22 protein-coding genes are annotated in these 26,132 nt (G+C 49.3%); 3 read left to right on the top strand and 19 right to left on the bottom strand.

Annotation, left to right across the window (positions count from 1 at the left end; genetic code table 11):
• Positions 1-112: 112 nt before the first annotated feature.
• Both DXC51_RS18770 and pta read right to left on the bottom strand, forming a co-directional pair.
• Positions 113-1,312, bottom strand: a complete 1,200-nt coding sequence (locus DXC51_RS18770) for an acetate/propionate family kinase (protein ID WP_021637214.1) — start codon at positions 1,310-1,312, stop codon at positions 113-115.
• Between the two features lie 73 nt (positions 1,313-1,385).
• A complete protein-coding gene (gene pta, locus DXC51_RS18775; RefSeq protein WP_021637213.1) occupies positions 1,386-2,387 on the bottom strand; it encodes a phosphate acetyltransferase in 1,002 nt (333 codons plus the stop codon).
• A 479-nt stretch (positions 2,388-2,866) separates the two neighbouring features.
• Here pta and DXC51_RS18780 point away from each other — a divergent pair, with 479 nt between their 5' ends.
• Positions 2,867-4,117: a nucleotidyltransferase gene (locus tag DXC51_RS18780; protein ID WP_117545165.1), complete on the top strand. Its 1,251-nt coding sequence runs from the start codon at positions 2,867-2,869 to the stop codon at positions 4,115-4,117.
• A gap of 221 nt (positions 4,118-4,338) precedes the next feature.
• On the opposite strand, the gene DXC51_RS18785 is transcribed toward DXC51_RS18780, so the two are convergent.
• The 13 genes from DXC51_RS18785 to DXC51_RS18845 form a co-directional block, all read right to left on the bottom strand.
• A complete protein-coding gene (locus DXC51_RS18785) occupies positions 4,339-5,703 on the bottom strand; it encodes a PFL family protein (protein ID WP_021637210.1) in 1,365 nt (454 codons plus the stop codon).
• Between the two features lie 18 nt (positions 5,704-5,721).
• Positions 5,722-5,994 (bottom strand): ACT domain-containing protein, encoded by a 273-nt coding sequence (locus DXC51_RS18790; RefSeq protein WP_021637209.1) that lies wholly within the window; start codon positions 5,992-5,994, stop codon positions 5,722-5,724.
• Between the two features lie 53 nt (positions 5,995-6,047).
• A complete protein-coding gene (locus DXC51_RS18795) occupies positions 6,048-6,848 on the bottom strand; it encodes an MBL fold metallo-hydrolase (protein WP_021637208.1) in 801 nt (266 codons plus the stop codon).
• A 130-nt stretch (positions 6,849-6,978) separates the two neighbouring features.
• Positions 6,979-7,578: a dephospho-CoA kinase gene (coaE, locus tag DXC51_RS18800; protein WP_117545166.1), complete on the bottom strand. Its 600-nt coding sequence runs from the start codon at positions 7,576-7,578 to the stop codon at positions 6,979-6,981.
• Positions 7,579-7,591: 13 nt separating this feature from the next.
• A complete protein-coding gene (gene polA / locus DXC51_RS18805) occupies positions 7,592-10,240 on the bottom strand; it encodes a DNA polymerase I (RefSeq protein ID WP_117545167.1) in 2,649 nt (882 codons plus the stop codon).
• Entirely contained in the window at positions 10,237-10,560 is a 324-nt protein-coding gene (locus tag DXC51_RS18810) for an anti-sigma factor (RefSeq protein ID WP_025490208.1), read from the bottom strand. The genes polA and DXC51_RS18810 overlap by 4 nt, the downstream gene beginning before the upstream one ends.
• Before the next feature lie 430 nt (positions 10,561-10,990).
• The gene (nagA, locus tag DXC51_RS18815; protein WP_025490209.1) at positions 10,991-12,130 is read right to left on the bottom strand and encodes an N-acetylglucosamine-6-phosphate deacetylase; all 1,140 of its coding nucleotides are present in this window, start codon (positions 12,128-12,130) and stop codon (positions 10,991-10,993) included.
• Positions 12,131-12,272: 142 nt separating this feature from the next.
• Complete coding sequence (gene nagB, locus DXC51_RS18820) at positions 12,273-12,998, bottom strand: glucosamine-6-phosphate deaminase (protein ID WP_021638865.1); 726 nt, start codon at positions 12,996-12,998, stop codon at positions 12,273-12,275.
• Positions 12,999-13,201: 203 nt separating this feature from the next.
• On the bottom strand, positions 13,202-14,659 hold the full coding sequence (gene nagE / locus DXC51_RS18825) for an N-acetylglucosamine-specific PTS transporter subunit IIBC (RefSeq protein WP_021638866.1): 1,458 nt from the start codon (positions 14,657-14,659) through the stop codon (positions 13,202-13,204).
• A 95-nt stretch (positions 14,660-14,754) separates the two neighbouring features.
• Positions 14,755-15,012 carry an HPr family phosphocarrier protein gene (locus tag DXC51_RS18830; RefSeq protein WP_021638867.1) on the bottom strand — a complete coding sequence of 86 codons (258 nt, stop codon included), beginning with the start codon at positions 15,010-15,012 and terminating at the stop codon, positions 14,755-14,757.
• An 88-nt stretch (positions 15,013-15,100) separates the two neighbouring features.
• On the bottom strand, positions 15,101-16,717 hold the full coding sequence (ptsP, locus tag DXC51_RS18835) for a phosphoenolpyruvate--protein phosphotransferase (RefSeq protein ID WP_117545168.1): 1,617 nt from the start codon (positions 16,715-16,717) through the stop codon (positions 15,101-15,103).
• Positions 16,718-16,743: 26 nt separating this feature from the next.
• A complete protein-coding gene (locus tag DXC51_RS18840) occupies positions 16,744-17,226 on the bottom strand; it encodes a PTS sugar transporter subunit IIA (RefSeq protein WP_021638869.1) in 483 nt (160 codons plus the stop codon).
• 21 nt (positions 17,227-17,247) lie between these two features.
• A complete protein-coding gene (locus DXC51_RS18845) occupies positions 17,248-18,114 on the bottom strand; it encodes a PRD domain-containing protein (RefSeq protein WP_025490211.1) in 867 nt (288 codons plus the stop codon).
• 531 nt (positions 18,115-18,645) lie between these two features.
• Here DXC51_RS18845 and DXC51_RS18850 point away from each other — a divergent pair.
• Together DXC51_RS18850 and DXC51_RS18855 are read left to right on the top strand one after the other, a co-directional pair.
• Positions 18,646-19,584: an SGNH/GDSL hydrolase family protein gene (locus DXC51_RS18850; RefSeq protein ID WP_021638871.1), complete on the top strand. Its 939-nt coding sequence runs from the start codon at positions 18,646-18,648 to the stop codon at positions 19,582-19,584.
• Positions 19,585-19,672: 88 nt separating this feature from the next.
• Positions 19,673-20,521: an SGNH/GDSL hydrolase family protein gene (locus tag DXC51_RS18855; RefSeq protein ID WP_035323430.1), complete on the top strand. Its 849-nt coding sequence runs from the start codon at positions 19,673-19,675 to the stop codon at positions 20,519-20,521.
• 191 nt (positions 20,522-20,712) lie between these two features.
• Here the strand turns inward: DXC51_RS18855 and DXC51_RS18860 are convergent, their stop codons facing one another.
• The 4 genes from DXC51_RS18860 to DXC51_RS18875 all read right to left on the bottom strand — a co-directional run bounded on the left by DXC51_RS18860 (position 20,713) and on the right by DXC51_RS18875 (position 26,034).
• Positions 20,713-22,113, bottom strand: coding sequence for an ABC transporter permease (locus DXC51_RS18860; protein WP_117545169.1), 1,401 nt, complete (start codon positions 22,111-22,113; stop codon positions 20,713-20,715).
• Positions 22,114-22,131: 18 nt separating this feature from the next.
• Positions 22,132-23,859, bottom strand: a complete 1,728-nt coding sequence (locus DXC51_RS18865; RefSeq protein ID WP_102288675.1) for a COG1361 S-layer family protein — start codon at positions 23,857-23,859, stop codon at positions 22,132-22,134.
• A 21-nt stretch (positions 23,860-23,880) separates the two neighbouring features.
• Positions 23,881-24,615 (bottom strand): ABC transporter ATP-binding protein, encoded by a 735-nt coding sequence (locus DXC51_RS18870; RefSeq protein ID WP_117545170.1) that lies wholly within the window; start codon positions 24,613-24,615, stop codon positions 23,881-23,883.
• Positions 24,616-24,708: 93 nt separating this feature from the next.
• Positions 24,709-26,034: an MATE family efflux transporter gene (locus DXC51_RS18875; protein ID WP_025490215.1), complete on the bottom strand. Its 1,326-nt coding sequence runs from the start codon at positions 26,032-26,034 to the stop codon at positions 24,709-24,711.
• Between the last annotated feature and the right edge of the window lie 98 nt (positions 26,035-26,132).

The following is a 26,132-nucleotide window of genomic DNA, read 5'->3' on the forward strand; positions in this document are numbered from 1 at the left end:
GCACGATCTGTTTTTATCTCCACATCATCGGTTTTCAAAAAATTATTAAGTTGTTTCATGTTTTATTTTATTGCATTATAACGCTAAAGTTTCATAAAAGCAAGCAAAAATTTTAAGATTTTACAATTTCAGCGGTTTCCCTGGCAATCGCCAGTTCTTCGTTGGTGGGGATTACCAGTACCTTAGTGCCGCTTCCGGGCCTGGAAATTATGATTTCCTCGCCTCGTTTATGGTTTGCTTCCTCGTCCAGTGTTATCCCCAGGTAGGACAGGCTTGCACATACCATATCCCGGATGATAGGGCTGTTTTCTCCCAGCCCTGCGGTAAAGCAGATGGCGTCTGCGCCGTCCATTTCCGCGACATACGCGCCGATGTATTTGATAACTCTCTGGGAAAAAGCTTTTAAAGCACGGGCTGCGTCTTCATTTCCTTCCAGGTAAGCGTCCTCCAGGTCACGGAAATCGGAGGAGAAGCCATTGGAAAGGCCGTACACGCCCGATTCCTTGTTCAGGATATTCATGATTTCATCGATGCTTTTGCCTTCTTTATGGGCGATGAATTCGATGATGGCGGGATCGATGTCGCCGCTTCTGGTGCCCATAACCAGGCCTTCCAGAGGGGTAAGGCCCATGGAGGTATCGATGCACTTTCCGTATTTCACTGCGGATACGGAAGCGCCGTTGCCCAGATGGCATACGATGGTTTTCAGGCTTTCAACGGGCTGCCCCAGCACAGCCGCCGCTCTTTTGGAAACATAAGCGTGGCTTGTGCCGTGGAAACCATATCTCCTGATTTTGTAATCCTGGTAATAACGGTAAGGAATGGCATACATATAGGCCTCTTCCGGCATCGTCTGATGGAAGGCCGTATCGAATACGCCCACCATGGGAGTTCCCGGCATCAGCGCCTCACAGGCCTCAATGCCGATTAAGTTGGCCGGATTATGAAGCGGCGCAAGCTCACAGCAGTCCTGGATCGCTTTTTTTACTTCCTCCGTAATCAGGGTAGCTTTTGAAAAATGCTCCCCGCCGTGTACCAGGCGGTGTCCTACGGCGCCGATTTCATCAAGGCTTTTTACCACGCCCGTTTTTTCATCCGTCAGGGCCTTCAGCACAAGGCTGACCGCTTCCTTATGATCCCTCATGGGAGCTTCTGTAATCTGCTTTTCTCCTCCCGCAGGAGTATAAACCAGCCGGCTTCCTTCGATAGCAATTCTTTCACACAGTCCCTTTGCAATCAGCTTTTCACTTTCCGAATCTATCAGCTGGAACTTCAGGGATGAACTTCCGCAGTTAATTACTAAAATATTCATTGAACAACACCTTTTCCCTTTTCTTTTATCACAGGCCGTGGTTAATAAGGAGCTCTACAGCTGCCATGCCTTTTTAAACAAGCTGTGCCTGTACCGCCGTCAGCGCAACAACACCTACGATATCCTCCCAGGAACAGCCTCTGGACAGATCGTTGACGGGTCTTGCGATTCCCTGGAGCATGGGGCCGTAGGCTTCCGCCCTGCCCAGCCGCTGAACCAGCTTATAGCCGATGTTGCCCGCATCCAGGTTGGGGAAAATAAGCACATTTGCCTTGCCGGCCACATCGCTGTCGGGAGCCTTGGATTTGGCCACCTTGGGAACCAGCGCGGCATCTGTCTGCAATTCTCCGTCCAGCGTCAGGTTCGGGTATTCCTCATGGGCAATTTCCACTGCCTTAACCACCTTGTCAACCAGCGCATGGTGTGCGCTTCCCTTGGTGGAATGAGAAAGCATGGCAATAATGGGCTTTGCGCCGATGAGCTGCTTAAAGCTCTTTGCGCTTGTATCGGCGATGGCAGCCAGTTCTTCCGAGGTGGGATCCTGATTCAGACCGCAGTCTGCAAAAAGGAAGGTGCCGTGCTCGCCATACTCACAATCCGGCACATCCAGGATAAAGAATGCGGAAACCAGCTTCACGCCGGGAGCTGTACGGAGTATCTGCAGGGAGGGCCTGAGCACGTCCGCAGTGGCATGGCACGCACCGGCAACCATTCCGTCCGCATCATTGGCCTTTACCATAACCACGCCGAAGGTCAGAGGATCGCTCAGAAGGATCTCCCTTGCCTTTTCCATGGTCATTCCCTTTGCTTTTCTTGTTTCGTAAAGGATCTCCACATACTCATCCAGCTTGTCTGTCTTGTTGGGATCAATCACCGTAACCCCGGTCAGATCCACTTCCAGCCAGCCGGCGCCGTCCATAATCTTCTCTTCATTGCCCACCATAATAATGTTGGCAATTCCCTCCTGCAGCACATGCGCGGCTGCAATCAGCGTTCTTTTGTCATTTGTTTCAGGCATTACAATTGTTTTTCTGTCAGACCTAGCCTTCTCTTTAATCGTATCAATATAAGACATACCCAAAAAACTCCTTTCTATTCCACTTCTTCCAATTTTTGTCGTCCACTTTTCGTCTAGCTAAATTATACAGAATTCTTTTTTTGTATACAAGGCTATTTTCCTGATTTTATTGTACAAAATCTTGCACATTTCACCAATGGGCATAAATTGTTCGTGAATTGTTACTGTTCACACAGTACTGTGCCTTTACTGCACAGTACGTAAGAAAGTGATTCAAGAGTGCATAAATCCCATTGCTGCAGGCAATTTTAAATGGATTTATGCAGTTACCGGCCACGGAGTGTACAGTAACCATGAATTTGTACAAAAGCAAGAGCCGAAGCTCACGCTATTGTCCCGCCCGCCAAAACATGATATGCTTTTTGTGATTAGGAGTAACTGTTCAGCCCCTCACAGTTACGCTTGGGAAATAAAAAATAACTGCGGAAAGCCCGAACAGCATTAACAATCAGACCTATGGAGGAAAAATAACCGATATGAAGGTCACAGGAATTATAGCCGAATATAACCCCTTCCACAAAGGACACGAATACCAGATAAAAAAAGCCCGCGAACTGACAGACGCCGATTACGTAATAGTAGTGATGAGCGGAGATTTCACCCAACGGGGCGCCCCGGCTTTACTTGATAAATACACCAGAGCCAGAATGGCTCTGGCCTGCGGCGCGGATTTGGTACTGGAGCTTCCGGTACGATATGCCTGTGCAAGCGCAGAATTTTTTGCAGGCGGAGCCGTCTCCGTCCTGGACGGCCTGCGCGTTGTGGATTATCTGTGCTTTGGAAGCGAATCCGGAGATACTGAAAAAATCGCCGCATCCGCCCATGCCCTCCTCTCCGCCGAAAAAGACGATGAATACCGCCGACGCATCAGACAAAACCAAAAAGAAGGCCTCTCCTACCCCGCCGCCAGGGCCAAAGCCCTTAATTTAAGCGACGAAACCGACACCCAATACTGGACCCTCCCGAACAATATCCTCGGAATTGAATACTGCAAAGCCCTGACCCTCTCCCAAAGCAAAATACGCCCCCTCACAATCCTCCGCCAGGGCTCCGCCTACCACGAAGAAAACCTCTCGGCCGCCCACTGCAGCCAGGAAAGCTTCAGCTCTGCCACCGCCATCAGAAAAGCCCTTCTGGAAGGAACCGGCTTCCACACCGTCAAAGCCTCCCTCCCGGAACAAACCTGGCCAATCTGGGAAACACACCTGAACCAACAAGGCCTTCTCTCAGAACAGGATTTTTCCCTCCTCATCCACTACCGCCTTCTGATGGAGGCTCAAAACGGCTACCAGAAATACGCAGACATCACCCCGGACCTCTCCGACAAGCTGAAGAAAAACCTGAATAACTACACCGGCTGGAAAAGCTTCTGCCAGCTCCTCAACACCAAAGACCTCACTTATGCCCGCGCCAGCCGCTGCCTCACCCACATACTTCTGAACCTCACCCAGGAAAACCAGGACGCCGGAAAAAGCACCCGCTTCCCCTCCTACGCCCGCCCCCTGGCCTTCACCAAAAAAGCCGCCCCTCTCCTGAACGCCATAAAAAATAACGCCAAAATCCCCTACCTGCCCAAACTATCCGCCGCCTCCCCCCTCCTCACCCCCTTCACCACCCAAATGCTCCAGGAAGACATCCAGGCCTCCCACATTTACCAAACTGTCCTCTGCCAAAAATACCACATTCCCTTCACCAACGAATACCAACGCCAACTCCCCGTAACCTGACCCCTTCCCTAACGGCCATAACTCCTCACGCAGCAACTGCGTTGGCTGCGTGAGGAGTTATGGCCGTGTTGGCAGAATTCCGGCAGTCCGGGACAGTCAGAAACACCCCGTTTTTGAAACTGGATAAAAAATACCCCTGCCACAGCCCGGAGAAGGAAACAGGACTCCGGACGGACAGGGGCGGGAACCGAGGCGGATGCGGTTATCCTCCCGGCCATATTCTAATTCTTAAAGCTGTGGATCGGCGCCGGGATTCTTCCGCCGCGGTTCACAAAGGCAGAGCAGTCAAACTGGTTCACAGGCATAATGGGCGCATGTCCCAGAAGGCCGCCGAACTCCGCATGATCTCCCACAGTCTTACCAATAACAGGAATCAGGCGGACTGCCGTTGTTTTCTGGTTAACCATGCCGATTGCCATTTCATCTGCGATTATCCCGGAAATGGTCGTTGCTTTGGTATCTCCGGGGATTGCGATCATATCCAGGCCTACGGAGCAGACACAGGTCATGGCTTCCAGCTTTTCCAGCGTGAGGGCGCCGGCGGATACAGCGTCTATCATGCCCTGATCCTCGCTGACAGGGATAAATGCGCCGCTTAAGCCTCCCACATAGGAGGATGCCATAACGCCGCCCTTTTTCACCTGATCGTTAAGCAGGGCAAGCGCCGCCGTGGTCCCGGGAGCCCCTGCATATTCCAGGCCGATTTCACAGAGGATATCCGCCACGCTGTCGCCGATGGCAGGCGTGGGGGCAAGGGAAAGATCCACGATACCAAAAGGGATTCCCAGTCTTCTCGAAGCTTCCTTCGCTACCAGCTGGCCGACTCTTGTCACCTTAAACGCCGTCTTTTTAATGGTTTCACAGAGCACTTCAAAGCTCTCGCCGCGCACCTTTTCCAGCGCGGTTTTAACAACACCGGGGCCGCTGACGCCTACGTTGATGATCTGATCCGCCTCCGTCACGCCGTGGAAGGCGCCTGCCATAAACGGGTTGTCATCCGGCGCATTGCAGAAAACAACCAGCTTCGTACAGCCGGAGGAATCGGTTTCTTTGGTATATTCCGCCGCTTCCAGGATGATTTCTCCCATCAGCTTCACCGCGTCCATGTTAATGCCCGTCTTGGTGGAACCTAAGTTGACGGAGCTGCAGACTCTTTCCGTCCTCGCTAACGCCATGGGAATGGAACGGATCAGCAGCTCGTCCGCGGAGGTCATGCCCTTGGAAACAAGCGCCGAATAGCCGCCGATAAAGTTAACGCCCACCTCATGGGCCGCCTTATCCAGCGTATCCGCTATGGTCGCAAAGTCCGCCGGGGTCTTGCAGGCCGCGCCGCCGATGAGCGCTATGGGGGTTACGGAAATTCTTTTGTTTACAATGGGGATCCCGTATTCCCTGGAAATTTCCTCTCCCACCTGCACCAGGTTTTTGGCGGCATGGGTGATTTTACGGTAGATTTTCTCATTTACACGGGATAAATCGGAATCCACACAGTCCAGGAGGCTGATGCCCAAGGTAATAGTGCGCACGTCCAGATTTTCCTTTTCAATCATCTTGTTGGTTTCATTTACTTCAAATATATTTATCATTCCACAAACCTCTTACTTTCAAATCCTGTGCATCTGACTGAAGATTTCTTCGCTCTGGCATTTGATAATAACGCCGATTTCTTCACCCAGCCCGGTTAATTCGTCTGTAATATCCCCGAAAGGCTTTCCGGTATGGTTCATGTCCACAATCATCATCATGTTGAAATATCCCTGGACAATGGTCTGGCTGATATCCAGGATATTAATGTTGTTGTCGGCCAGGTAGGTACACACCTTTGCAATAATACCGACCGTATCATGTCCTACTACTGTAATAATTGTCTTCTTCATCAAAAGTTCCTCCGCTTCTTTCGTAATTTTTCAGCCGTTTCACGCCTTCACCTTTACGCGATTTCTATTAAACGGGATACCTCGCTCCGTTTCGCCACCTGAATCGGGAAGTCCCCGGCTTTATAGCAGTTATCCGACTGGGTGATTTCCAGCTTCACCGTCTCATAGGCAAGCTCTGGCATATTGTTTTCCTTGCTCAGATGCCCCAGCACGATATACTGAAGCTTATCATGCAGCAGCCTGCTTAACAGCCTGCCGGAATTTTCATTGGAAAGATGCCCTCTGTCGCCCAGGATCCGCTGCTTGAGCGGGTAAGGATAAGGCCCTACCTGAAGCATGTTCACGTCATGGTTCGCCTCCAGAAGAAGGGCGTCCATTCCCTTCAGGCACTCCACCGTATAATCGTTATATGTGCCAAGATCGGTCACCACGCCGATTTTCTGCCTTCCGTAGGAAAAACGGTAGGCCACCGGATCCGCCGCGTCATGGGAAATCCGCATGGGATTCACTGTCATGTCCTTTATGGTAAAGCTTTCATCCGCTTTTACGGTCTGAAACAGCTCCCCGTCTATTTCGCCCAGGCTCCTTGCGCCCTTAATGGCATCCACCGTCCTGGTTGTCGCATAAATGGGCACATTATATTTGCGGGAAAAAACGCCCAGCCCGCTGATATGGTCGCTGTGTTCATGGGTGACAAAAATCGCATCCAGCTCGCCGGGGCAGATGCCAAGGCTCTTCAGCCCTTCCTCCGTCCGCTTTCTGCTTATTCCAACATCCACCAGAACGTGCGTCGTATCCGTTCCCACATAAATGCAGTTTCCGCTGCTGCCGCTTGCAATGCTGCACAGTCTCATAAGTTTCTTACTCCTTCATCCTCCGCCCTGTCTGCAGGCGTACCAAAAGTCTTTGTAATTTCAAACACTCTCTAATATGCCATATTCCGGCGCCGCTTGCAAGGAAAAACTGCAAACGCCCTTCAAAACATCACTCCTGCAGTTTTGCCAGCACCTCATCAATCTGGCGGCAGGTTTCCTGCAGATCCCCGTTATTTTCAATCACTCTCCGGCAGTGGCGGCGGAATTCCTCCTCCGGCAGCTGGCTGTGGAATATATGGTCTATCTTCGCATCCGAATACCCTCTGCTTTCCTTCAGACGCTTTCTGCGCACTTCCTCATCCGCATAGACGTACCACAGCTCATCCACGATCCTGTCATAGCCCTCCTCTATCAAAAGAGCGGCTTCCAGGAAAAAGAAATCCACCCTTCCAAGGCTTCTTTCTTTCTCCACCTCCTGCAATATGTAAACCCTTACCGCCGGATGGATGATACCATTTACCTGGGAAAGTAGGCAATCATCTGCAAAAATCTTTTCAGCCATCCTTTCCCTGTCAATGGTCCCGTCCTCCGCCAGCACATCCTTTCCCAGCAGCTCCACCAGCCGTTCATAGCAGGGCTGTCCGGGCAGCTTGACTTCGTTTCCCACCTCATCCGCAAGCAGGATGCGGCAGCGGCAGCGGGAAGCCAGACAGGAAAGCACCTGTGACTTTCCCGCTCCCACGCCGCCTGTAATGCCTATCAGCTTCATTGTAAAACTCCCCTTATTTTGCCTCGTACCAGTTCTTTCCCGTGTGAAGGTCGATTTCCAGAGAAACCGCCAGTTCAGCGGCATTCTTCATTTCCTTTTCCATAATGTCCGCCACCAGGCTCATTTCATCCTCCGCAGTCTCCACAAGAAGCTCATCGTGGATCTGCAGAATCAGGCGGGATTTCAGGTTTTCTTCCTTCAGGCGCTTCCAGACACGTATCATGGCAATCTTTATAATATCCGCGGCCGTTCCCTGGATCGGCGCATTCATGGCCACTCTCTCACCGAAGGAGCGCTGCATGAAATTGCTGGATTTCAGTTCGGGCACCGGTCTCCTGCGGCCGAACATCGTGACGGAATAGCCGTTTTCTTTGGCATTTTCCACCTCTCTGTCCAGAAATTCCTTGACCTTAGGATAGGTTTTAAAATATTCTTCAATATACTGCGCCGCTTCCTTCCTGGAAATACTCAGATCCTGGCTGAGCCCGAAGGAGCTGATTCCGTACACAATGCCGAAATTCACTGCCTTGGCGTTCCTTCTCTGAAGGTCAGTCACCTCCTCAAATGGAGTGTGGAATACCTTGGCCGCCGTAATGCGGTGGATGTCCGCATCGGAACGGTACGCCTCAATCAGCTGCTCATCCCCGGACATATGGGCGAGCACGCGCAGTTCGATCTGGGAGTAGTCCGCATCGGTAAACACATAGCCTGACCTGGGAACAAACACCTTGCGGATCAGACGCCCCAGCTCCATACGCATGGGAATGTTCTGCAGGTTCGGCTCCGTGGAGCTGATTCTTCCCGTGGCGGTAATCGTCTGGTTCAGTGTGGTATGAATCCGGTTGTTTTCCCCGATATAGGCCGCAAGTCCGTCCGCATAGGTGGATTTGAGCTTGGTCAGCCCCCGGTATTCCAGAATCTCCGAAACGATAGGGTAATCCGGAGCCAGCTTATCCAGCACATCCGCGGCGGTAGAATATCCGGTCTTCGTTTTCTTTCCGCCGGGCAGCTGCATTTTTTCGAAAAGGATTTCTCCCAGCTGCTTGGGGGAATTGATGTTAAAGTCCTCTCCCGCCTGCTTATGGATGGAATGTTCAAGCTCCTCTATCCGTTCCACCAGCGCGTCTCCATAGGCCTTCAGCTCCTCCGGACGCACTTCCACGCCTTCTTCTTCCATATCATGAAGCACTCTTGTCAGAGGCATCTCTATTTCCTCAAAAAGCTTCTCCATCCCGGTTTCCCGCAGCTTTTCCCGTAGCCTGGGCTCCGCCATGAAAATCGTATATACGGCAAAGCCTGCATATTCCCGGAAGGCCTCCTCCCTCTCCTGGGACGCCTTCACCAAAGAAAGCTTTTCCAAAAGCTGCTGCCGGCTCTGAATCATCAGGCCCAGCTGTTCATTTGCAATATCCTCTATGCTGTAATCATTTTTCAGCGGGTTGAGCAGATATGCCGCAATCAGCACATCAAAAAACCGCTCCGTCTCATCGCTTTCCAGATACCCATACTGGTTCTTGATCTGGAAGGTGGATAGTTTGACGCCCTTTTTCACCAGGTTTTTCAGCTTGTCCGTCAGGTATTCCTTCGTCAGGAAGCCCTGGGGGATGAAAATCCAAATCTGATCCGCGGCGCTTGCCAGGGCCAGGGCCGCAAAATCCCCGTCCGCCCTGCCGTCCTCCAGCACAAGAAATGCAGCCTTTCCTGCCTTTTCCGCCGCACTGAAAGCTTCCTCCGCATCGGAAAGCTCCGAGGTCATGCGGAAGGTTTCCTTCTGATCATTCTGTGTAACCGCATCTTCTTCAAACCGGCTGAGCAGATTTTTGAATTCCAGCTGTTTAAAGAGAGTGTAGGCTTCCGGGGTAAAAAGCTCCTGCAGCCTGACCATATCCCAGGTTACATCCAGTTCACAATCCGTGTGGATGGTTGCCAGCACCTTGCTCAGATCCGCAAGCTCCCGGTTGGCCGCCAGGGACTCCCGGATACTTTTCTTCGTAATTTCATCTAAATGTGCATAAATGTTGTCCAGGGAGCCGTACTGGACCATAAGATCCGTGGCTGTCTTGGGTCCTACCTTGGGCACTCCGGGAATATTGTCGGAGGAATCCCCCATAAGGGCCTTCAGTTCAATAAACTGTACCGGCGTCACCTGGTAGGCTTCCTGAACATCAGAGGCATAATAGTCTTCTATTTCCGTTTTTCCGCCTTTGGTTTTGGGAATACGGATCTTGATATGGTCGCTGGCTATCTGCAAAAGATCCCTGTCTCCGGAAACCAGAGCCACCTCCATTCCTTCCTTTTCCCCGCGCTTTGCCAGGGTCCCCAGAATGTCATCCGCCTCCAGGCCGGCTTTTTCCACAGTGCAGATGCCCATGGACTGAAGCACCTCTTTCATGACCGGCACCTGCTCCCGCAATTCCTCCGGCATGGGCTTTCTCGTCCCCTTATACTCCTTGAACAGCTCATGGCGGAAGGTAGGCGCATGCACGTCAAAAGCCACCGCCAGATATTCAGGCTTTTCCTCCTCCAGAATCTTGAACATGATATTCAGGAAGCCATATACCGCATTGGTATGGAGCCCCTGGGCATTGCTCAAATCAGGCACACCATAGAACGCTCTGTTCAATATGCTGTGCCCGTCAATCAGAACCATTTTTTTACTCATACAAATACCACCGTTGTCATAACCAGAATGACTGTCAGGATCGCTATGGCTTCAAAATAATATAGCCCTCTCTGCAGCATCTGGCGTATTTTTATATGGCTTTCAGCGGTCTGAAGCCTTGCCGAAAGCTCATCATTCAAATTAAAAGCCTCGCCGTCCTCCAGACGTTCCATTCCTACAGTTACCAGGAACTGGATGCTTAACTCCTCTTTGCAGGACGGACATTTATCCACGTGCTCCAGGAACTGCTTCGCCGTCCTGGTATCCATTTCTCCTTTGATAAAATCAGGAATCAGTTTTTCTGCTTGTTTACAATCCATATGGGCGGCCTCCTTTCCTGTGGGACGGGCAATCCGGGCTTCTTTAATACTATACACCAAAACCACCCTTTTTAAAAGAATTTCCTGAAAAAAGAGTGCGGTCTGCCGGTGTTTTCCTGCGGCTGTCCGTAGCTCCTGGTCCTGGGAGGGAAGGCGCAGGAAAACACCGGCAGACCTGGGGATTAGGATAAGCGTAGGAGATATAGTTGAAAAGAGGTAATTTTAATATATGGATTATCGTAAAAGGATAGTAAAAAACAACGTCTGTGTTGAAAGGCGTTGTTTTTTATTTGGGCTATTTTATATATGGTATTTCATTGTATTTGGTGTTTGTTACTTGTAACTGATTTGCAATTTCTTATTTATTGTTTCTTGTGATTATTGTACCTGTGTTTTTATGGTACAGGTATAATAAGGGTAATTGTAATGACTATAGCATCGGGGTTCCTTTGCAGTAGGTTTGGGTTACGTCGTAGTTGTCTTCGAGGATGACAAGGTCTGCGTCGTAGCCGGTTACTATTTTGCCTTTGCGGTTGTCTGCGCCGAGGCATCTGGCGGGGTTGATGGTGCAGGAGTTGAGGGCGGCGTCAAAGGGAACCATGGCTTGTTCAACCAGGATCTTGAGGCCTTTGTTCATGTTGAGGGTGCTTCCTGCTATGGTGTCGGTGCCTTTGAGTCTTGCCAGGCCGTCTTCGCCGATTTCGATGTCATGGCCGCCCAGCTGGTAGTTGCCTCCGGGCGGGCAGTGTTTTGCGCGTAGGGAATCGCTTATCATGATGCTGTAGTCTCTTCCTTTGGCCTGGAAGAAGTTGTTGAGGGCGGCCAGGTGGGAATGGCAGCCGTCACAGATTATTTCGCCGTAGATGTCGCGGACTCTGAGGGCAGTGCCTACGAGGCCGGGTTTTCTGTGGTGGTAGGGTGTCATGCCGTTGTATACGTGGGTCATGCTGGTTGCGCCGTTGGCTATGCCCAGCATGGCTTGTTCGTAGGTGGCGGAGGAGTGTCCCATGCTGACTACCACGCCTGTTTCTCTGCAGTATCTGGTGAGGGCAAAGTTTTCGTCGTGTTCAGGAGCCATGGTGATGTATTTAATCAGTCCCTGTGCGGCCTCCTGGTACATTTTGAATTGTTCTACCGTGGCTTTTGCAATGGCTTCCGGCGGTTGCGCTCCTTTGTATTCCATGTCCAGATAGGGGCCTTCAAAGTGAACGCCCAGGATTTCGGCTCCTTCGTAGCCTTCGCTCACTACTGCTGCCACGTTTTTCAGGGCGGCGGTGAGTACGTCGGGCATCTGGGTTACGGTGGTGGGGAGGATGGCGGTTACGCCTTCTTCCGGTATGCGTTTCATCCAGTCACGCAGGCCTTCGGGTTCTGCATCGTTGGTGTCAAAGCCGTAGGCTCCGTGGGTGTGTACGTCAATAAATCCGGGGACAATGCGTTTGTCACCGTAATCTATGTCCGCTGCTTTGGTTCCATAGGGGAGGATGTCCGTAATTTTGCCGTTCTGCATTTCTATCTGCATGGCAAGAAACTGTCCGGCAATCCATACCCGTTTACTTTGTATTATCATATATTCCTCCTTGTTTTGCGGAGCAAAATGCGAGCTCTCTGCGAGCAGAGGAATTTTCCTCCTTGTTTTGCGGAGCAAAATGCGAACCCCTCTGCGGGCAGAGGAATTTTCCTCCTTGTTTTGCGGAGTAAAATTCAGGTACTCAGATTTTGGAGAGTGCTGCTTCGTCTGCAACTACGATGGCGTCGCTGTGGAGCTGGAGTATGGAAGCGGGAACCTGAGGGGTTACAGGGCCGAAGAAGGCTTTTTTAACGATATCGGCTTTGTCTTCTCCACTTACCACTACCAGTACTTTCTTTGCCAGCATGATGGTTTTGATGCCCATGGTGTATGCCTGTTTGGGCACGTCATCGTAGGAAGCGAAGAAGCGCTGGTTTGCTTTGATTGTGGATTCTGTCAGGTCAACGCAGTGTGTTTCCAGTTCGAAGCTGTCTGAAGGCTCGTTGAAGCCGATATGGCCGTTGTGGCCCAGTCCCAGCAGCTGCAGGTCAATGCCGCCTACAGAAGCGATAACGTTGTTATAGTCTGCGCAGGCTTTTGCAGCATCGGGCTGTGTGCCGTCGGGCAGGTGGGTTCTTTCCTTATTGATATTGACATGTTTGAAAAGGTTCTCATTCATGAAGTAATAATAGCTCTGGTCGTTATCTCTGGTAAGTCCCTTGTACTCATCCAGATTCACGGAGGTTACTTCTGAAAAATCCAGATCGCCCTTGTTATACCATTCCACCAGCTGCTGGTAGGTGCCGATAGGGGTGGAACCGGTTGCCAGTCCCAGCACACAGTTGGGTTTCATAATAACCTGTGCGGAAATAATGTTGGCGGCTTTTCTACTCATATCCTTATAATCTTTAGCTTTGATAATCTTCATAATTATTGCTCCTTTTCTTGGTTTTAGTATGTACACTTTTATTATAATCTATTATACAGCCGTACACCAGCTTGTTCTATGTACAATCTGGTCTTTTTTTAACCATATTTGTCTGAAAAATCTTTATAACCAAATTCGGAAGCTCCTTTTACGGAGCTTCCGACTGTGCTAGGTGGGAATTTCTTGTAACGTCCGTGTGTTCCTTACAGCAGCTTCTTCATTTCATCTGCAACGAACTGGACTTTGGTGCCGACAATAACCTGAACAGATGTCTTGCTGGGCCTGATAACGCCTGCAACACCTGCAGATTTAATCTTCTTATCGTCAACCTTGGTATAATCTTTAATTTCAAGACGGAGTCTTGTAATACAGTTATCCAGAGATTTCACGTTTTCTTTTCCGCCGAGTCCTTCCAGAACGATCTTGGCAACCGTTGTGAAGTCATCGTTGGCGAGGGTTACTTTCTTCTCAGCTTCCAGATCATCATCTTCACGGCCGGGAGTCTTCAGATTGAATTTTGTGATAACGAATCTGAATACCACATAGTAAATGATACCAACCACAACTGCGATCGGAATGATTAACCAGGGATTCTCAGCAAGAGGCAGGAAGGAGCTGAGAACAGCATCGATAGCGCCGCCGGAGAAAGAGAAGCCCAGTCTTACGGGCAGTGCAACGGTAATTGCTGCTGTAATACCAGCCAGCAGAGCATGAACTAAATACAGGCCGGGAGCCAGGAACATAAAGGAGAATTCGATAGGCTCTGTAACACCTGTGAAGAAGGAACAGAATGCTGCAGATGCGAGCAGACCGAATACCATCTTCTTCTTGTTGTCTTTTGCTGTATGGTACATAGCGAGACAGGCAGCGGGAAGACCGAGCATCATGAACGGGAAGAAACCTGTCATGTACATACCAGTCTGTCCAAAGGTACCTGTATTTCCCCAGAAGTTTCCAAGGTCGTTGATTCCCGCAACGTCGAACCAGAATACGGAGTTCAGTGCATGGTGCAGACCTACAGGGATTAACAGACGGTTCAGGAAGGTGTAGATACCTACGCCGATCGGGCCGAGTCCGGAAATAGCTTCGCCTACTGCAACCAGTGCTCCGTAAAGAACCGGCCATACGAAGAACAGGATACCTGTGAATACCAGGGATACCAATGCTGTTACAATAGCAACGGCACGTTTGCCGCTGAAGAATGACAGCGCATCGGGAAGCTTGGTATTTTTGAATTTATTGTAGCAAACCGCACCAATGATACCGGCCAGGATACCGATAAACTGGTTATTGATTTTGCCGAACGCAGCAGCAGCTTCTTTACCGGTCAATGCGGAAACAACGCCGGAGCTGAGCAGGTTCTGGAACAGTAACATGGCAACCAGACCAGCCAGGGCTGCTGTGCCGTCATTGTCATCAGACATACCGATTGCAACACCAATTGCAAACAGCCATGCCATATTGTCGATCAGGGCGCCGCCTGCCTTGATCATGAACAGACCAAGTGTATAAGCGAAGCCTCCTGCCGTAAAACCGGCTACTTCACCGGCCATAGCCGCAGGTGCAAGGATGTATCCGATGCCCATCAGGATACCGCATACCGGCAGACAAGCAACCGGCAGCATCAGGGATTTACCCAGTTTCTGCAAATACTTCATCATAATTAAAAATGCCCCCTTCTTTTTTTTGCCCCGCCCTAGCTACGGAGCTTGTTTTATTCAAAAGGAATTCTCCTTCCTTTGGAATACAGCTTCAGTTACAGATTTTCCTTCATGAATGCTTCCAGCGCCTGTGCAGCTGCGTCTTCATCCGGACCTTCTATGGTAAATTTCACGGTCTGGCCCTGCTTAACGGCCATCATCATCAGAGACATGATTTTCTTTGCGTCTCCTTTTTTGGTTCCGTTATCAACGGATACCGTACTGGCAAACTCCGCGGCCTTCTTCACAAGAAGTCCTGCCGGTCTGGCATGGATTCCCAATTCGTCTGTGATTGTATACTCGAATTCTTTCATGTTGCTGTCTCCCTTCTGTTTTTCATATCTATTCTTACCGCGTCCCGCTCATGGCAGGCCGGGCAGATACCATTTAATAAATTACCTCTCAGATATCCCTGACGGCCTTTCTGACACTGAGCACATAGGTGGGGGATACGGATAATTCATCCACTCCCATATCCACAAAGGTCCTGGTAAGCGTTGTATCGCTGGCAAGCTCTCCGCAGATGCCTACCCAGATTCCTTCCTTATGGCCATTTTCCACGGTCATCTTAATCAGACGCAGGATGGCTTCGTGATGGGAATCGTAAAAATTGTCAAGATTCTGATTCTGCCTGTCTATGGCAAGCGTATACTGGGTAAGGTCATTAGTGCCAATACTGAAAAATTCCACTTCCTTTGCCAGCGCATCGCTGATTACGGCGGCGGCAGGCGTTTCCACCATGATTCCCAGTTCTACACGGTTAAAGCTGATGCCTTCTTTGGTAAGTTCAGTTTTAACCTCTTCCACGATTTCCTTGATTTTCCTGATTTCCTTTACAGAAATAATCATGGGGAACATGATTGCCGCGGTTCCGAAGGCGGATGCCCTGTATATAGCACGCAGCTGTGTTTTGAATACCTCCGGCCTGTCAAGGCAGATACGGATGGCCCGGTAGCCCATGGCCGGATTTTCCTCGTGGGGCAGCTTAAAATAGTCTACCTGTTTATCAGCGCCGATATCCAGCGTTCTGATAATTACCTTTTTGCCCTGCATTCTGGAAAGAACTTCCTTATATATAACGAACTGTTCTTCCTCAGTGGGATAATCTTCTCTTCCCAGATAAATGAATTCACTTCTGAAAAGTCCGATTCCACCCGCATCCGAATCCAGCACCTTATCCACATCGGATACATTTCCTATATTGGCATACAGATTGATTCTGCGTCCGTCGGTGGTTACGTTGTCTTTTCCCTTTAATTCCTGAAGCGCGGTACGCTCCTTTTCATATTCCATCTTCTTCTGAACGGATTTCTCCAGCACATCCTCTTCCGGATTGATGATGAAGGTTCCGCTGAAGCCGTCCACCACTGCCTTTGCTCCGCTGTATTCTTCCAGCAGGGCCACATCCGTCTGTACCAGCGCCGGAATATTCATGGACCTGGCCAGAATAGCCGTATGGGAGTTGGTGGAGCCATGTTTGGTTACGATGGCAAGGATTTTGCTCTTATCCATCTGCACTGTTTCACTGGGGGATAAATCATCCGCCAGCAGAACCACCGGTTCCTCGGAAGCTATGCCTTCTTCTCCCACGCCCGCCAGGATGCGGATAAGTCTCTTGGAAATATCCAGCACATCCGCAGAACGCGCTTTCATATATTCATCATCCATGCTTGCAAAAATACCAGCAAAATTTTCACCTGTGAGATTCACGGCAAATTCCGCATTCATTTTTTCATCCCGAATCAGGCCGCGGATGGAATCCAGATAATCGGCGTCATCCAGCATCATCTTGTGCACATCGAAAATCATGGCCTGCTCTTCTCCCGCTTCCTTCAGGGCCTTCTGATAAAGCTCCTCCAGCTGTTCGGTTGCGGTTTCCTTCGCCTTCTCCATTCTTTCGATTTCCGCTTCAGGATTTTCAATGGTTTCCTGCTTCAGGACATATTCCTGTTTTTTATACAGATATATTCTGCCAATGGCAATTCCCTTTAATACGCTCTTACCGGAACATTTAATCATTACGATTCCTCCCAGATAAAATTCAGTTATTTTTTAATTTCCAGACAGTCATCCCCCGGCTTTACGGCTATGCCGGTCTTTCCCTCTACGGAAGCAAAATCTGTGGTGTTGCAGACAATCATGGGAGTAATAACATCGTATCCGGCCTCTTTAATCTTCTCCAGGTCAGCCTCTACCAGCAGGTCTCCCTTTTTCACCTTTTTGCCGGCTTCGGTTTTAATGGTGAAATGCTGTCCGTTCAGCTGGACCGTATCCAGTCCGATATGAATCAGCAGCTCAATCCCATCCTCCGTGGTAAGCCCCAGCGCATGCCCTGTAGGGAATACCGTGCTGATTTCACCGTCGGCAGGCGCGTAAACCTTTCCTTCCGCCGGGACAATGGCAATTCCCTTACCGAGAATTTCTTCACTGAAGGTGGGGTCGTTTACATTTTTTAACGGCACACATTCTCCGGCCATCGGCGCTCCGAGCATAATTCCTTTTTTCTTAAAAGCATCAAATAATCCCATTTTTCTATTCCTTCCCTTCTTTTATGATTCCTGTTTTCCTTTTGTCTGTATTGTATCGGTAAAGCCGCCGGCCTGTTTCAGCTGAAGGGCCAGATAAATCTGCTCTTCCTCGGTCATATCGCAGCCATACTGCTCTTTCACATGTTTTTTTACTTTTTCCGCCAGGGCATAATCCCCTGCGCAATGATTCTTTACAAAATTGCTGAATACGATATCCTCACGTCCTTCTGCCGGCGGCAGGAGCAGCATCCGGTGTGCCAGAAATTTAAGGTTGGATGCCAGTCTGTCACGGTACAGGGAATCCTCGGGCGGCAGCTTCAGATTATTCTCCAGAAGCTCCATCATGCTCTGAATCATGTTTGTCATGGCCCATGTGTCCCTGACCTTGATATCAAACTCAGCATCCACCAGATGAATCGCAATGGAAGCTGCTTCGTCATCCGGGAGCCTGATTCCCGTCCGCTCCTCAATCAGCAGAAGCGCATGCATCCCGATTTCAAATTCCTGCGGGTAGAATCTTTTAATCTCGCGGTAAAGCGCATTGGAAAAATCCATGCCGTCCTTAAATCTTTCAATTGCAAAACCAATATGGTCTGTAAGCGTCAGATAAACATTCTGGCTCAGCTTGGTATTCAAATTCTTCCTGGCATAGGAAATGATATCCGCAGAAACCTGAATATATTCTAACGGCATGCTTGCAAGCAAGTCCTTAAAGCGTTCCCGCACGTCCTTGCTCTCCAGCCTGAATATTTTCTCGATGCCGTCCTCAGCCACTTCCTGACCGGTCTTTTTCTGAAAACCAAGGCCACGGCCCATAATTATAATCTCACTGCCATCCTGGTCCCAGGAGGATATGACGTTATTATTAATTATTTTCCCGATTATCATACCTGTCCTCTGCTTTGGGGATTCTGGATTTAATGCTGGCTTGTGGCTTGTCATCCGCTGTCCTGCCTGTAAACGGGCTTAAATGGCCTTTAATAAAAAAAACCAAATCTTATAAATTAACCACTCCGTTTGCACTCCACACGGAATACACACTATGACTAACTTATAAAATCTGGTTTTGCCTGCCTTACAGTAACAATCCAATCAATATTCAGCTTTTGTCCCTCATCTGAATTGAGCATATCAAACTTAACAATTGATGTCAAGTGCAATCAGGTAATTTCGTGTTATTTTAACAGTTTTATAGTTTATATTTTGTGCATAATGGTCAGGTGCAGGTGCCTTACATTTATTATTATACCACTCTTACCGACAAATATATCCAATAGCATTCTTTTTTACGGTATCACTTTCACGCAGCAGAGAATACCTGGAAAATATTTTTCTGTAAAAATTTTTCTGCCGAAACGTCATGAATCATGTTATAATATTTATCATACACTTATATCAATTACACAGTTAGGAGTTCTTATGAAAAAATCGAAATTAACCTGTATTCTTCTGGTTACGGCAGTTTTATGCTTCAGCTTTACAGGCTGTAGCAGGAATTCCGGGGAAGAGGCTTCCTCTGAAGAAATTCAAACAGATTATTCATCGGAAGAAAACAGTATTCCGGACAATATGGTTTCTCAGGCCGAAACCGCTCCGGCTCCCGAAGAAACGCCCTCTGCGCAGCAGCAGGCCCGTGATCTCACCGGACTGAAGCTGTCCATCCTTGGGGACAGTATCTCCACTTTTGACGGATATATTCCTACGGATTATAATATTTTTTATCCCGGGCACGGAGAAATTACAACGGTTGAGAATACATGGTGGTTTCAGGTGCTTACCGCAACCGGCATGGAGCTGAATGCGAATGCCTCCTCCTCCAACACCACCATATCGGGAGATTCCAACGATACCACAGGAAGCGCTCCCGGCTGCAGCTTTAAACGTATTAATGATCTGACCCCCGGCGATGACGGCCCCGCGCCGGATGTTCTCATTGTTTTCATGGGGACCAATGATTTTTTGAGAAGTGTGGAGCTGGGAAGCTTTACCGCGCCAGAGGCACAGCAGGAAGGCGAGGTTACGAATTTCTGTGATGCTTACGAGCTGATGATACAGAAGCTTGCCGCTTCCTTCCCCAACGCCCAGATTTATTTCTGCACCCTCCTGGAAACCAATGCGGGAGACGTGGACGATAACCCCCAGGGATTTCCTGCCACAAATGAAAAAGGCAATACCATAGCCGATTTTAATGCGGAGATCGCCACAATCGCTTCCGCCTATAATTATCCGGTTATTGACGTCCATAACTGCGGTATCACCTACGATACCCTGGGACAATATACAGGTGATGGCGTCCATCCCAATACGGAGGGCGCGAAGCTGATTGGCGACTACATTACCCACGCTTTATTATATTGATATCATACCTGCGTAAGAACTTGACAAACTCCTTTTCCCTGTGCTAACTTCTTTAATGGAAGACAAAAGAGAAAAGGAGTTTTTTGACATGAAAAAAGGAATCAGATTCGCAGCCCTTTCACTTGCTGCTTCTCTTATTTTTACGCTGCCGCAGAATACGCTGTCTGTGGACGCAGCCGTAAATCCCCCGCTTAAAACAGTAGAGTCCTCCAATGTTCCCACAAAATATACGGGGCTTAAGCTCTCTATTTTGGGAGACAGCCTGTCTACCTTCAATGATTATATTCCAAGGGATTATAACATCTTCTATCCGGGCAACAGCGGTATACCCATGGTAGAAGGGACCTGGTGGTATCAGGTTCTGAATGCTACCGGGATGCGCTTATGTACGAACGCATCCTCAGCCAATACCAATGTAACCGGCAGCTCCGTAGCCACGGACGGTTCTGCTCCCGGCTGCAGTTTCCGAAGAATTATGGATCTGCGTGATATCGACGGTTCTGCTCCTGATGTGATAATTATTTATATGGGAGTAAATGATTTTGCCCGTGATATCCCCCTTGGCACCTTCCAGTCCCCTTCCATTCAGGCAGAAGGCATACCTGCCACCTTCAGCAGCGCCTATGAGCTGATGCTCCAGAAAATTAAAGCGCTGTATCCGAACGCTGCAGTTTACTGCTGTACACTGTTTGCCCGTGACCCGGGGCTCAGGGATAAGAACAACACGCCCGTTAACAGGAATGGGAATACGCTGATGGACTTCAATAAACAGATCAAAGCCATCGCTTCCGCATACGGCGCTTCTGTTATTGATGTATATAACTGTGGCATTACCTATGAGAACCTGTCCGTTTTTACCAGTGACGGCGTTCATCCCAATCTTCCCGGCGCACAGCTTTTTGCCAACTGTGTTACAGCTGCCCTGCTGAATTCCTGACAAAAGGATTCATCTGGAAATAAGGCACTTAAATACATATCAGAAAAAAACTCCTGCCGCTGTTCCGTGGAAGAAAGCGTGCAGGAGTTTTTATAGCTGTTTTTTATTTTTTTAATCCGTGTTTTTATCCACGTTTCTTAATCTGTTCTTTTTATTCTCCGCCTTGTATTTATTACTTCTTTACTGCTCTTCTATTCATTCCTGATAGCCGCCAGGGGACTCAGCCGCATAGCCCGAAGAGACGGGAAGAAGCCTGCCACCATGCCAACCAGAATCGCGAATACAAGGGATAGAAGTGCCAGCCATGGAGGGATATAGGATAGCGTCATCATATTCCCCATAGATGCTACAATCTTGTTAATCACAATGGATACCCCAAAACTGAACACCAGCCCCACAAGTCCGCCAATCAGGCCAATGAATCCGGCTTCCATCAAAAACATCATCTGGATATTCCGCAGATCACAGCCCAGCACCTTCATAATGCCGATTTCCTTGGTACGTTCATAAATGGACATCATCATGGTGTTGGTAATACCGATAGCCGCTACCAAAAGGGATACCGCGCCGATGCCGCCCAGCACAAGCTGCACATAGCCATACTGCGTCTGCATTGCCTGTACCCATTCCGCGTTGCTGGATGCCTGATATCCCATTGCGTTGATCGCGCTCTGGACCTCAGATACATTTTCCATATCATCCACATCCACGTAAATCTGACTGTAATAAATTTCTTTATAAGGCTTTCCTGACTTCGTTGTTGGCTGGCCGGGAATAGCCTTATTCTTGAAAATGCGCTTCAGTTCTGTTTTCAGGGCGTCTATGTCACAGTAAACCTCATAGCTGTATCTGCTCCAGTCCTCCGGCCCGCCTTCCACCATACCACAGGTGCTAATCAAATACTTTTTCGGCGGCGGCGTCTTGACGCTTGCCGAGCTTCCCTGAGTGCTGCTGTATTTGCTGTTGTAATAGGCATTGGTGTCAAAAATAACGAATATCGGATCCTTCATTAAATCTACCGGCGGCAGCTCTCCCTTTTCATAATAGGGATAGCTTCCTGTCCGGGAGTTGGAAAAACTCTGCAGAACCATATTCCCATAAAAAAATTCAAGCTTTTCCGCATCCTTCTGAGGAAAGTTTCCTTCTCCCAGCGGGATTTTCATTGCTTCAAAGGCTTCTGCCGTCATTCCCTGCACCCTGAAATTTCCTTCGTAAATCCCGCTCTTGGCTATCACATCCACATTCAGGACCGGCGATACCAGATTCACATGGGGAAGCGACTTAAGGGTCTCCACCAGCTCATCATCCAGCCGCTTCTCTTCCTTCTCCTTCTCCGAAGAGGAGGTGCTTTCGGCAATCGCCATCCCGGAGGAATAAAATCCATTGCCGCCAGCCATATTCACCGTCACCGCTGTAAGGCTGCCATAGGACTCCATTTCCTCCATAGAAGACTTATTCAGGCCAAGTCCCAGTGAAACCATTACCACAATAGAGGCCACGCCGATGGTTACTCCCAGGACGGTCAGCAGGGTACGCACCTTTCTCTTCCACAGGCTGCTGCTGCTAAGCCGCAGCAAATCCAAAAATTTCATATCTGTACCTGCTTTCAGTTAGTCTTCATCTTTTGTGTCCAGTAACTCCTCTTCCAGTTTCAGGGCAGCCGCTTTTTTCTTTTTCTTTCTTATGACAGTGATTACGACAATCAGTACGATTACAGCTGCCGCAGCTGCAATTCCAATGATAACCGGCAGGCTGACTCCCTTCTGCCCATTCTCCTCAGGCATTTCCGGCATCATGGGTTCATCAAAGGTTTCTTCATATACATCAATGGTAAATTCCCGTACGAAGCTGACTTCCTGCCCGGATTCATTTTCAAAGGAAACCCTTGCAATAATTGTTCCGTCATCCGCCGTAGGCGCCACCGCAGTCAGCATGGAGTCCACGTTTCCTGTTTCGCCCGGCTTCAGAGTACCTAAGAAGGTGTCCCCGCCTTCTATGGAATCCCCTTCGTATTTTACCTGAAGGTTATAAAAGGTTGTCTTGCCCGTGTTATAAATACTGAACATGACATTGGACTGGTTGCCCACGGAAATGCTGGCCGGCATGGCTTCAATCGTGCTCGTGTCGTATTTTGCCTCCTGCAGCACAGGTACGGAAACCTTTGCTTCATCTGTAAGGTCAATATCCTTGCCCGCATCATATTTCATCTTAACCGTAATAACGTAGGGCTTCTGTGTAAGATCCGTCTTTGCCGTCATCTCAATATTAATATCAAATTCATTGCCGGGGCCGATGGAATCCGTATATACGGAACTGGAACCGGAGGTGGGAAGAAATACGGCATAGGTGGTATTGGCCTCTGTGCCGCTCTCCACCGCCTGCATGTCAAAAAGCACATTATTGACAGCTTTATCCTTAGAGGTATTCTTTACGTGGATTGTCACCAGGAAGGTGTCACCCGCGTAAACTTCCTTGGGGTTCGTTTCAAAGCCGGTCACAATGATCCGGGGCTTGGATTCCACAGCGCCGTCATCGCCGCCGATATGGCCTGCTCCGGGCTTTCCCTGGGTATATACATAAACATTAAGCTCCACAGGCTCTTCGCATCTGACTCCGGCCTTGGTATACCATACCTGGAATTTCAGAGGATAATAGCCTGTCATCACATCTTCCCGTACTGAAAACTGAAAGGTAAGTTCCCTTCTTGCAAACATACCTGCTTCATAATTTCCCCCGAAAGGATTCCCGGGTATTTCGGCAAAGGACTGTCCGTAACCGGTGGTATCAGGCTCAAACGGCCATTCCTTGACATCGTTGGAAACCACAGGGCTGACCACCAGATCCGTCAGTTCCTCGCTGCCCAGGTTAATGATGGGAAGGACAATGGAAACCTGCTGCCCGTAGCTTACGGAAGGAGTCTCCCAGTTATTCCCCACCTGCAAAAATTCCGTCGTGGGCTTGGTCACGGACACATCCGGCACAACGGCGTCCAGTTTGGCCTTCATCTCACCGACGTAAGCCCACAGCTCACTGACGCTCATTTCCGTATTGGCAATGTAATATACGGCGCTGTAAAAGGTATCGTTCAGCTTTTTCAGCGTGTATTCATCAGGATTCGTCCTTTTCAGTATGCTGTCCATATGCGCCTTCAGCTGCGCATCCGCATCCGCCCGGTCGTCATCGGTAATTACATTCGGCGAGGAACGGTCAATGGTATTGCCGCTTGTAGAAGTGGCGTACACTTCTCCCAAACCGTTAGAAGCAGGAATAAGCATTGAAAATACCATAATGGCGCATGTTAAACTGATGATACTGATGATTTTTTTTCTTCTGTTCATTTTCTTCCCCTCTTGTATTTCTTAAGCTTTCTGTGCGGCAGGTTCCTCCGCTTTATTCCGGTTGTCCTCTATCTTAACGATCTTCCCGTCAATAATATGAAAAATCCTGTCAGCAAAGCCGGCCAGATAGTTATCATGAGTTACCATAACCAGCGTCTGCTTCTGTTCCCTGACAACCTTCTGCATCAGCTCCATCACCTCTCTTGAGGTATTGGAATCCAGGTTTCCAGTAGGCTCGTCCGCAAAAATAATCTCCGGATTCACCACCAGCGCCCTGGCCACGCCCACACGCTGCTGCTGGCCGCCGGACATCTGTGTGGGCTTATGCTTCTTATGCTCCTTCAGCCCTACCATATCAAGAACCCTGGAGGCCCTTTTCATACGGATATCCTTGTCCACGCCCTGAAAGGTCAGGGGAAGCGCCACATTTTCCACCGCATTCATGGTTCCCATCAGATTAAAGGACTGGAAAATGAAACCGATATGCTCCCTGCGGAACTTTACCAGCTGGTTCTCCGTCTTATTTTCCATGTGCTCCCCGGCAATGATAATCTCACCCTTCGTCGGCTTCTCCAGACCGGCAAGCATGTTCAAAAGCGTTGACTTACCGGAGCCTGAGGTACCCACGATGGAGCAGAACTCTCCTTTGTAAATCTCCAGATTCACTCCGTCCAGGGCGCGCACATGGCTGTCTCCCACACGGTAAACCTTATATAAATTCTTAACCTGTATAACAGGCCTGGCCTGAGCTCCCATGCGTTCCTCTCTTCTGCCGCCCTCCGGCAGCGCTTTTTCATCTGTCTACGACATTATAGCATACTACAATAGCTTTTCCTATTTAAGATTTTTTTAATATTCATAGACCTTTTTGTATTTTTTCACCTGAAACAGTGCCAGGACCAGCGTCGCGCATTCCGCGGCCGGAACCGCCAGCCACAGTCCGTTCATCTGCCAGATCCAGGAAAACAACAGAATTCCCGCTACCGTAAACCCAAAGGTCCTGATCATGGAAATCATGGCAGAAACCTTTCCATTTGACAGTGCCGTAAACAGCGAAGAAATAAAAATATTCATTCCGGCAAACAGGTAGTTGACGGAATATATGAGATAGCCATGATAGGTCAGCTCATTGGCCGCAGTTCCGTCAGGCAGAAACAGGCCGATAAGAGGCTTTGCCAGCACAATTGCCGCGCCTGTCATCAAAAGGGAACAAAAAGCCATGCTCCTCATACAGATACCAAACACCATATGCAGCTGCTCCTTATTCCTGCTGCCGTAATTATAACTGATAACCGGCGCCACACCGTTGGAAAATCCCAGGAATACCGCCGTGAAGAAAAACTGGGTATACAAAACCACCGTAACCGCCGCCACGCCGTCCTCTCCTGCGAAATGCATCATGAGCAGATTCATCAGCCAGGTAATCACACTTGCCGCCAGGTTGCTCACCATTTCCGAAGAGCCGTTCAGACAGCTTTCCACCAGTACGTCCGCCCGCAAGGCCGCCTTTACAAAATAAAGCTCCGTTCTTGGTTTCCAGAAATAAAAAAGTGCGAAAACAGGAACTATGGAATATCCAACCGCAGTCGCCCATGCCGCGCCCGCAATCCCCCAGCCGAAAACCGCGATAAAGACATAATCCAGTACCATGTTGGCCAGGCCGGAAAGAATCGTCAGCCCCAGCCCCAGATTGGGTTTCCCCGCCGTTACAAACAAAACGCCCAGCGTGGTCTGCAGAAGCTGCGGCGCCATAAAAGGCAGGAGCACAAGCATGTATTCCCTGCAGTAGCCCATAAGCCTGTCACTTGCGCCCATCAGCTTTAACAGCGGCTCCAGGAACACCGTACAGATCACGGTGAATAAAATACCCACAATCAGCCCAAATAAAAGTATCCTTGTAAAATTTTTTCTTGCTTCCTCTCCTTCTCCGATTCCAAGCTGCCTTGCAATAACGGCGCTGCCGCCGGTTCCCAGCATAATCCCGATCCCCACCGCCAGGCCGATGAGCGGATAAACGATATTAATGGCGGACAGGGCATCCGCCCCCACATATCTGGAAACGAAAAAACCGTCTACCATGGTATACAGGGACATAAATACCATCATTACAATCGTGGGAAAAGCAAAGCCCAGCAGGGTCCTTGCATTAAATTTCTGTGATATTGAGTGACTCATACTTTTTTCCTCCTTTCGGGCGGCTGTCAGTCCTCTATACTTGCCAGCCCCGCAAAAGCCTACTATAATGTATGGAGTAACCCCATAGTCAACTTTTT

Source organism: Eisenbergiella massiliensis (assembly GCF_003435485.1).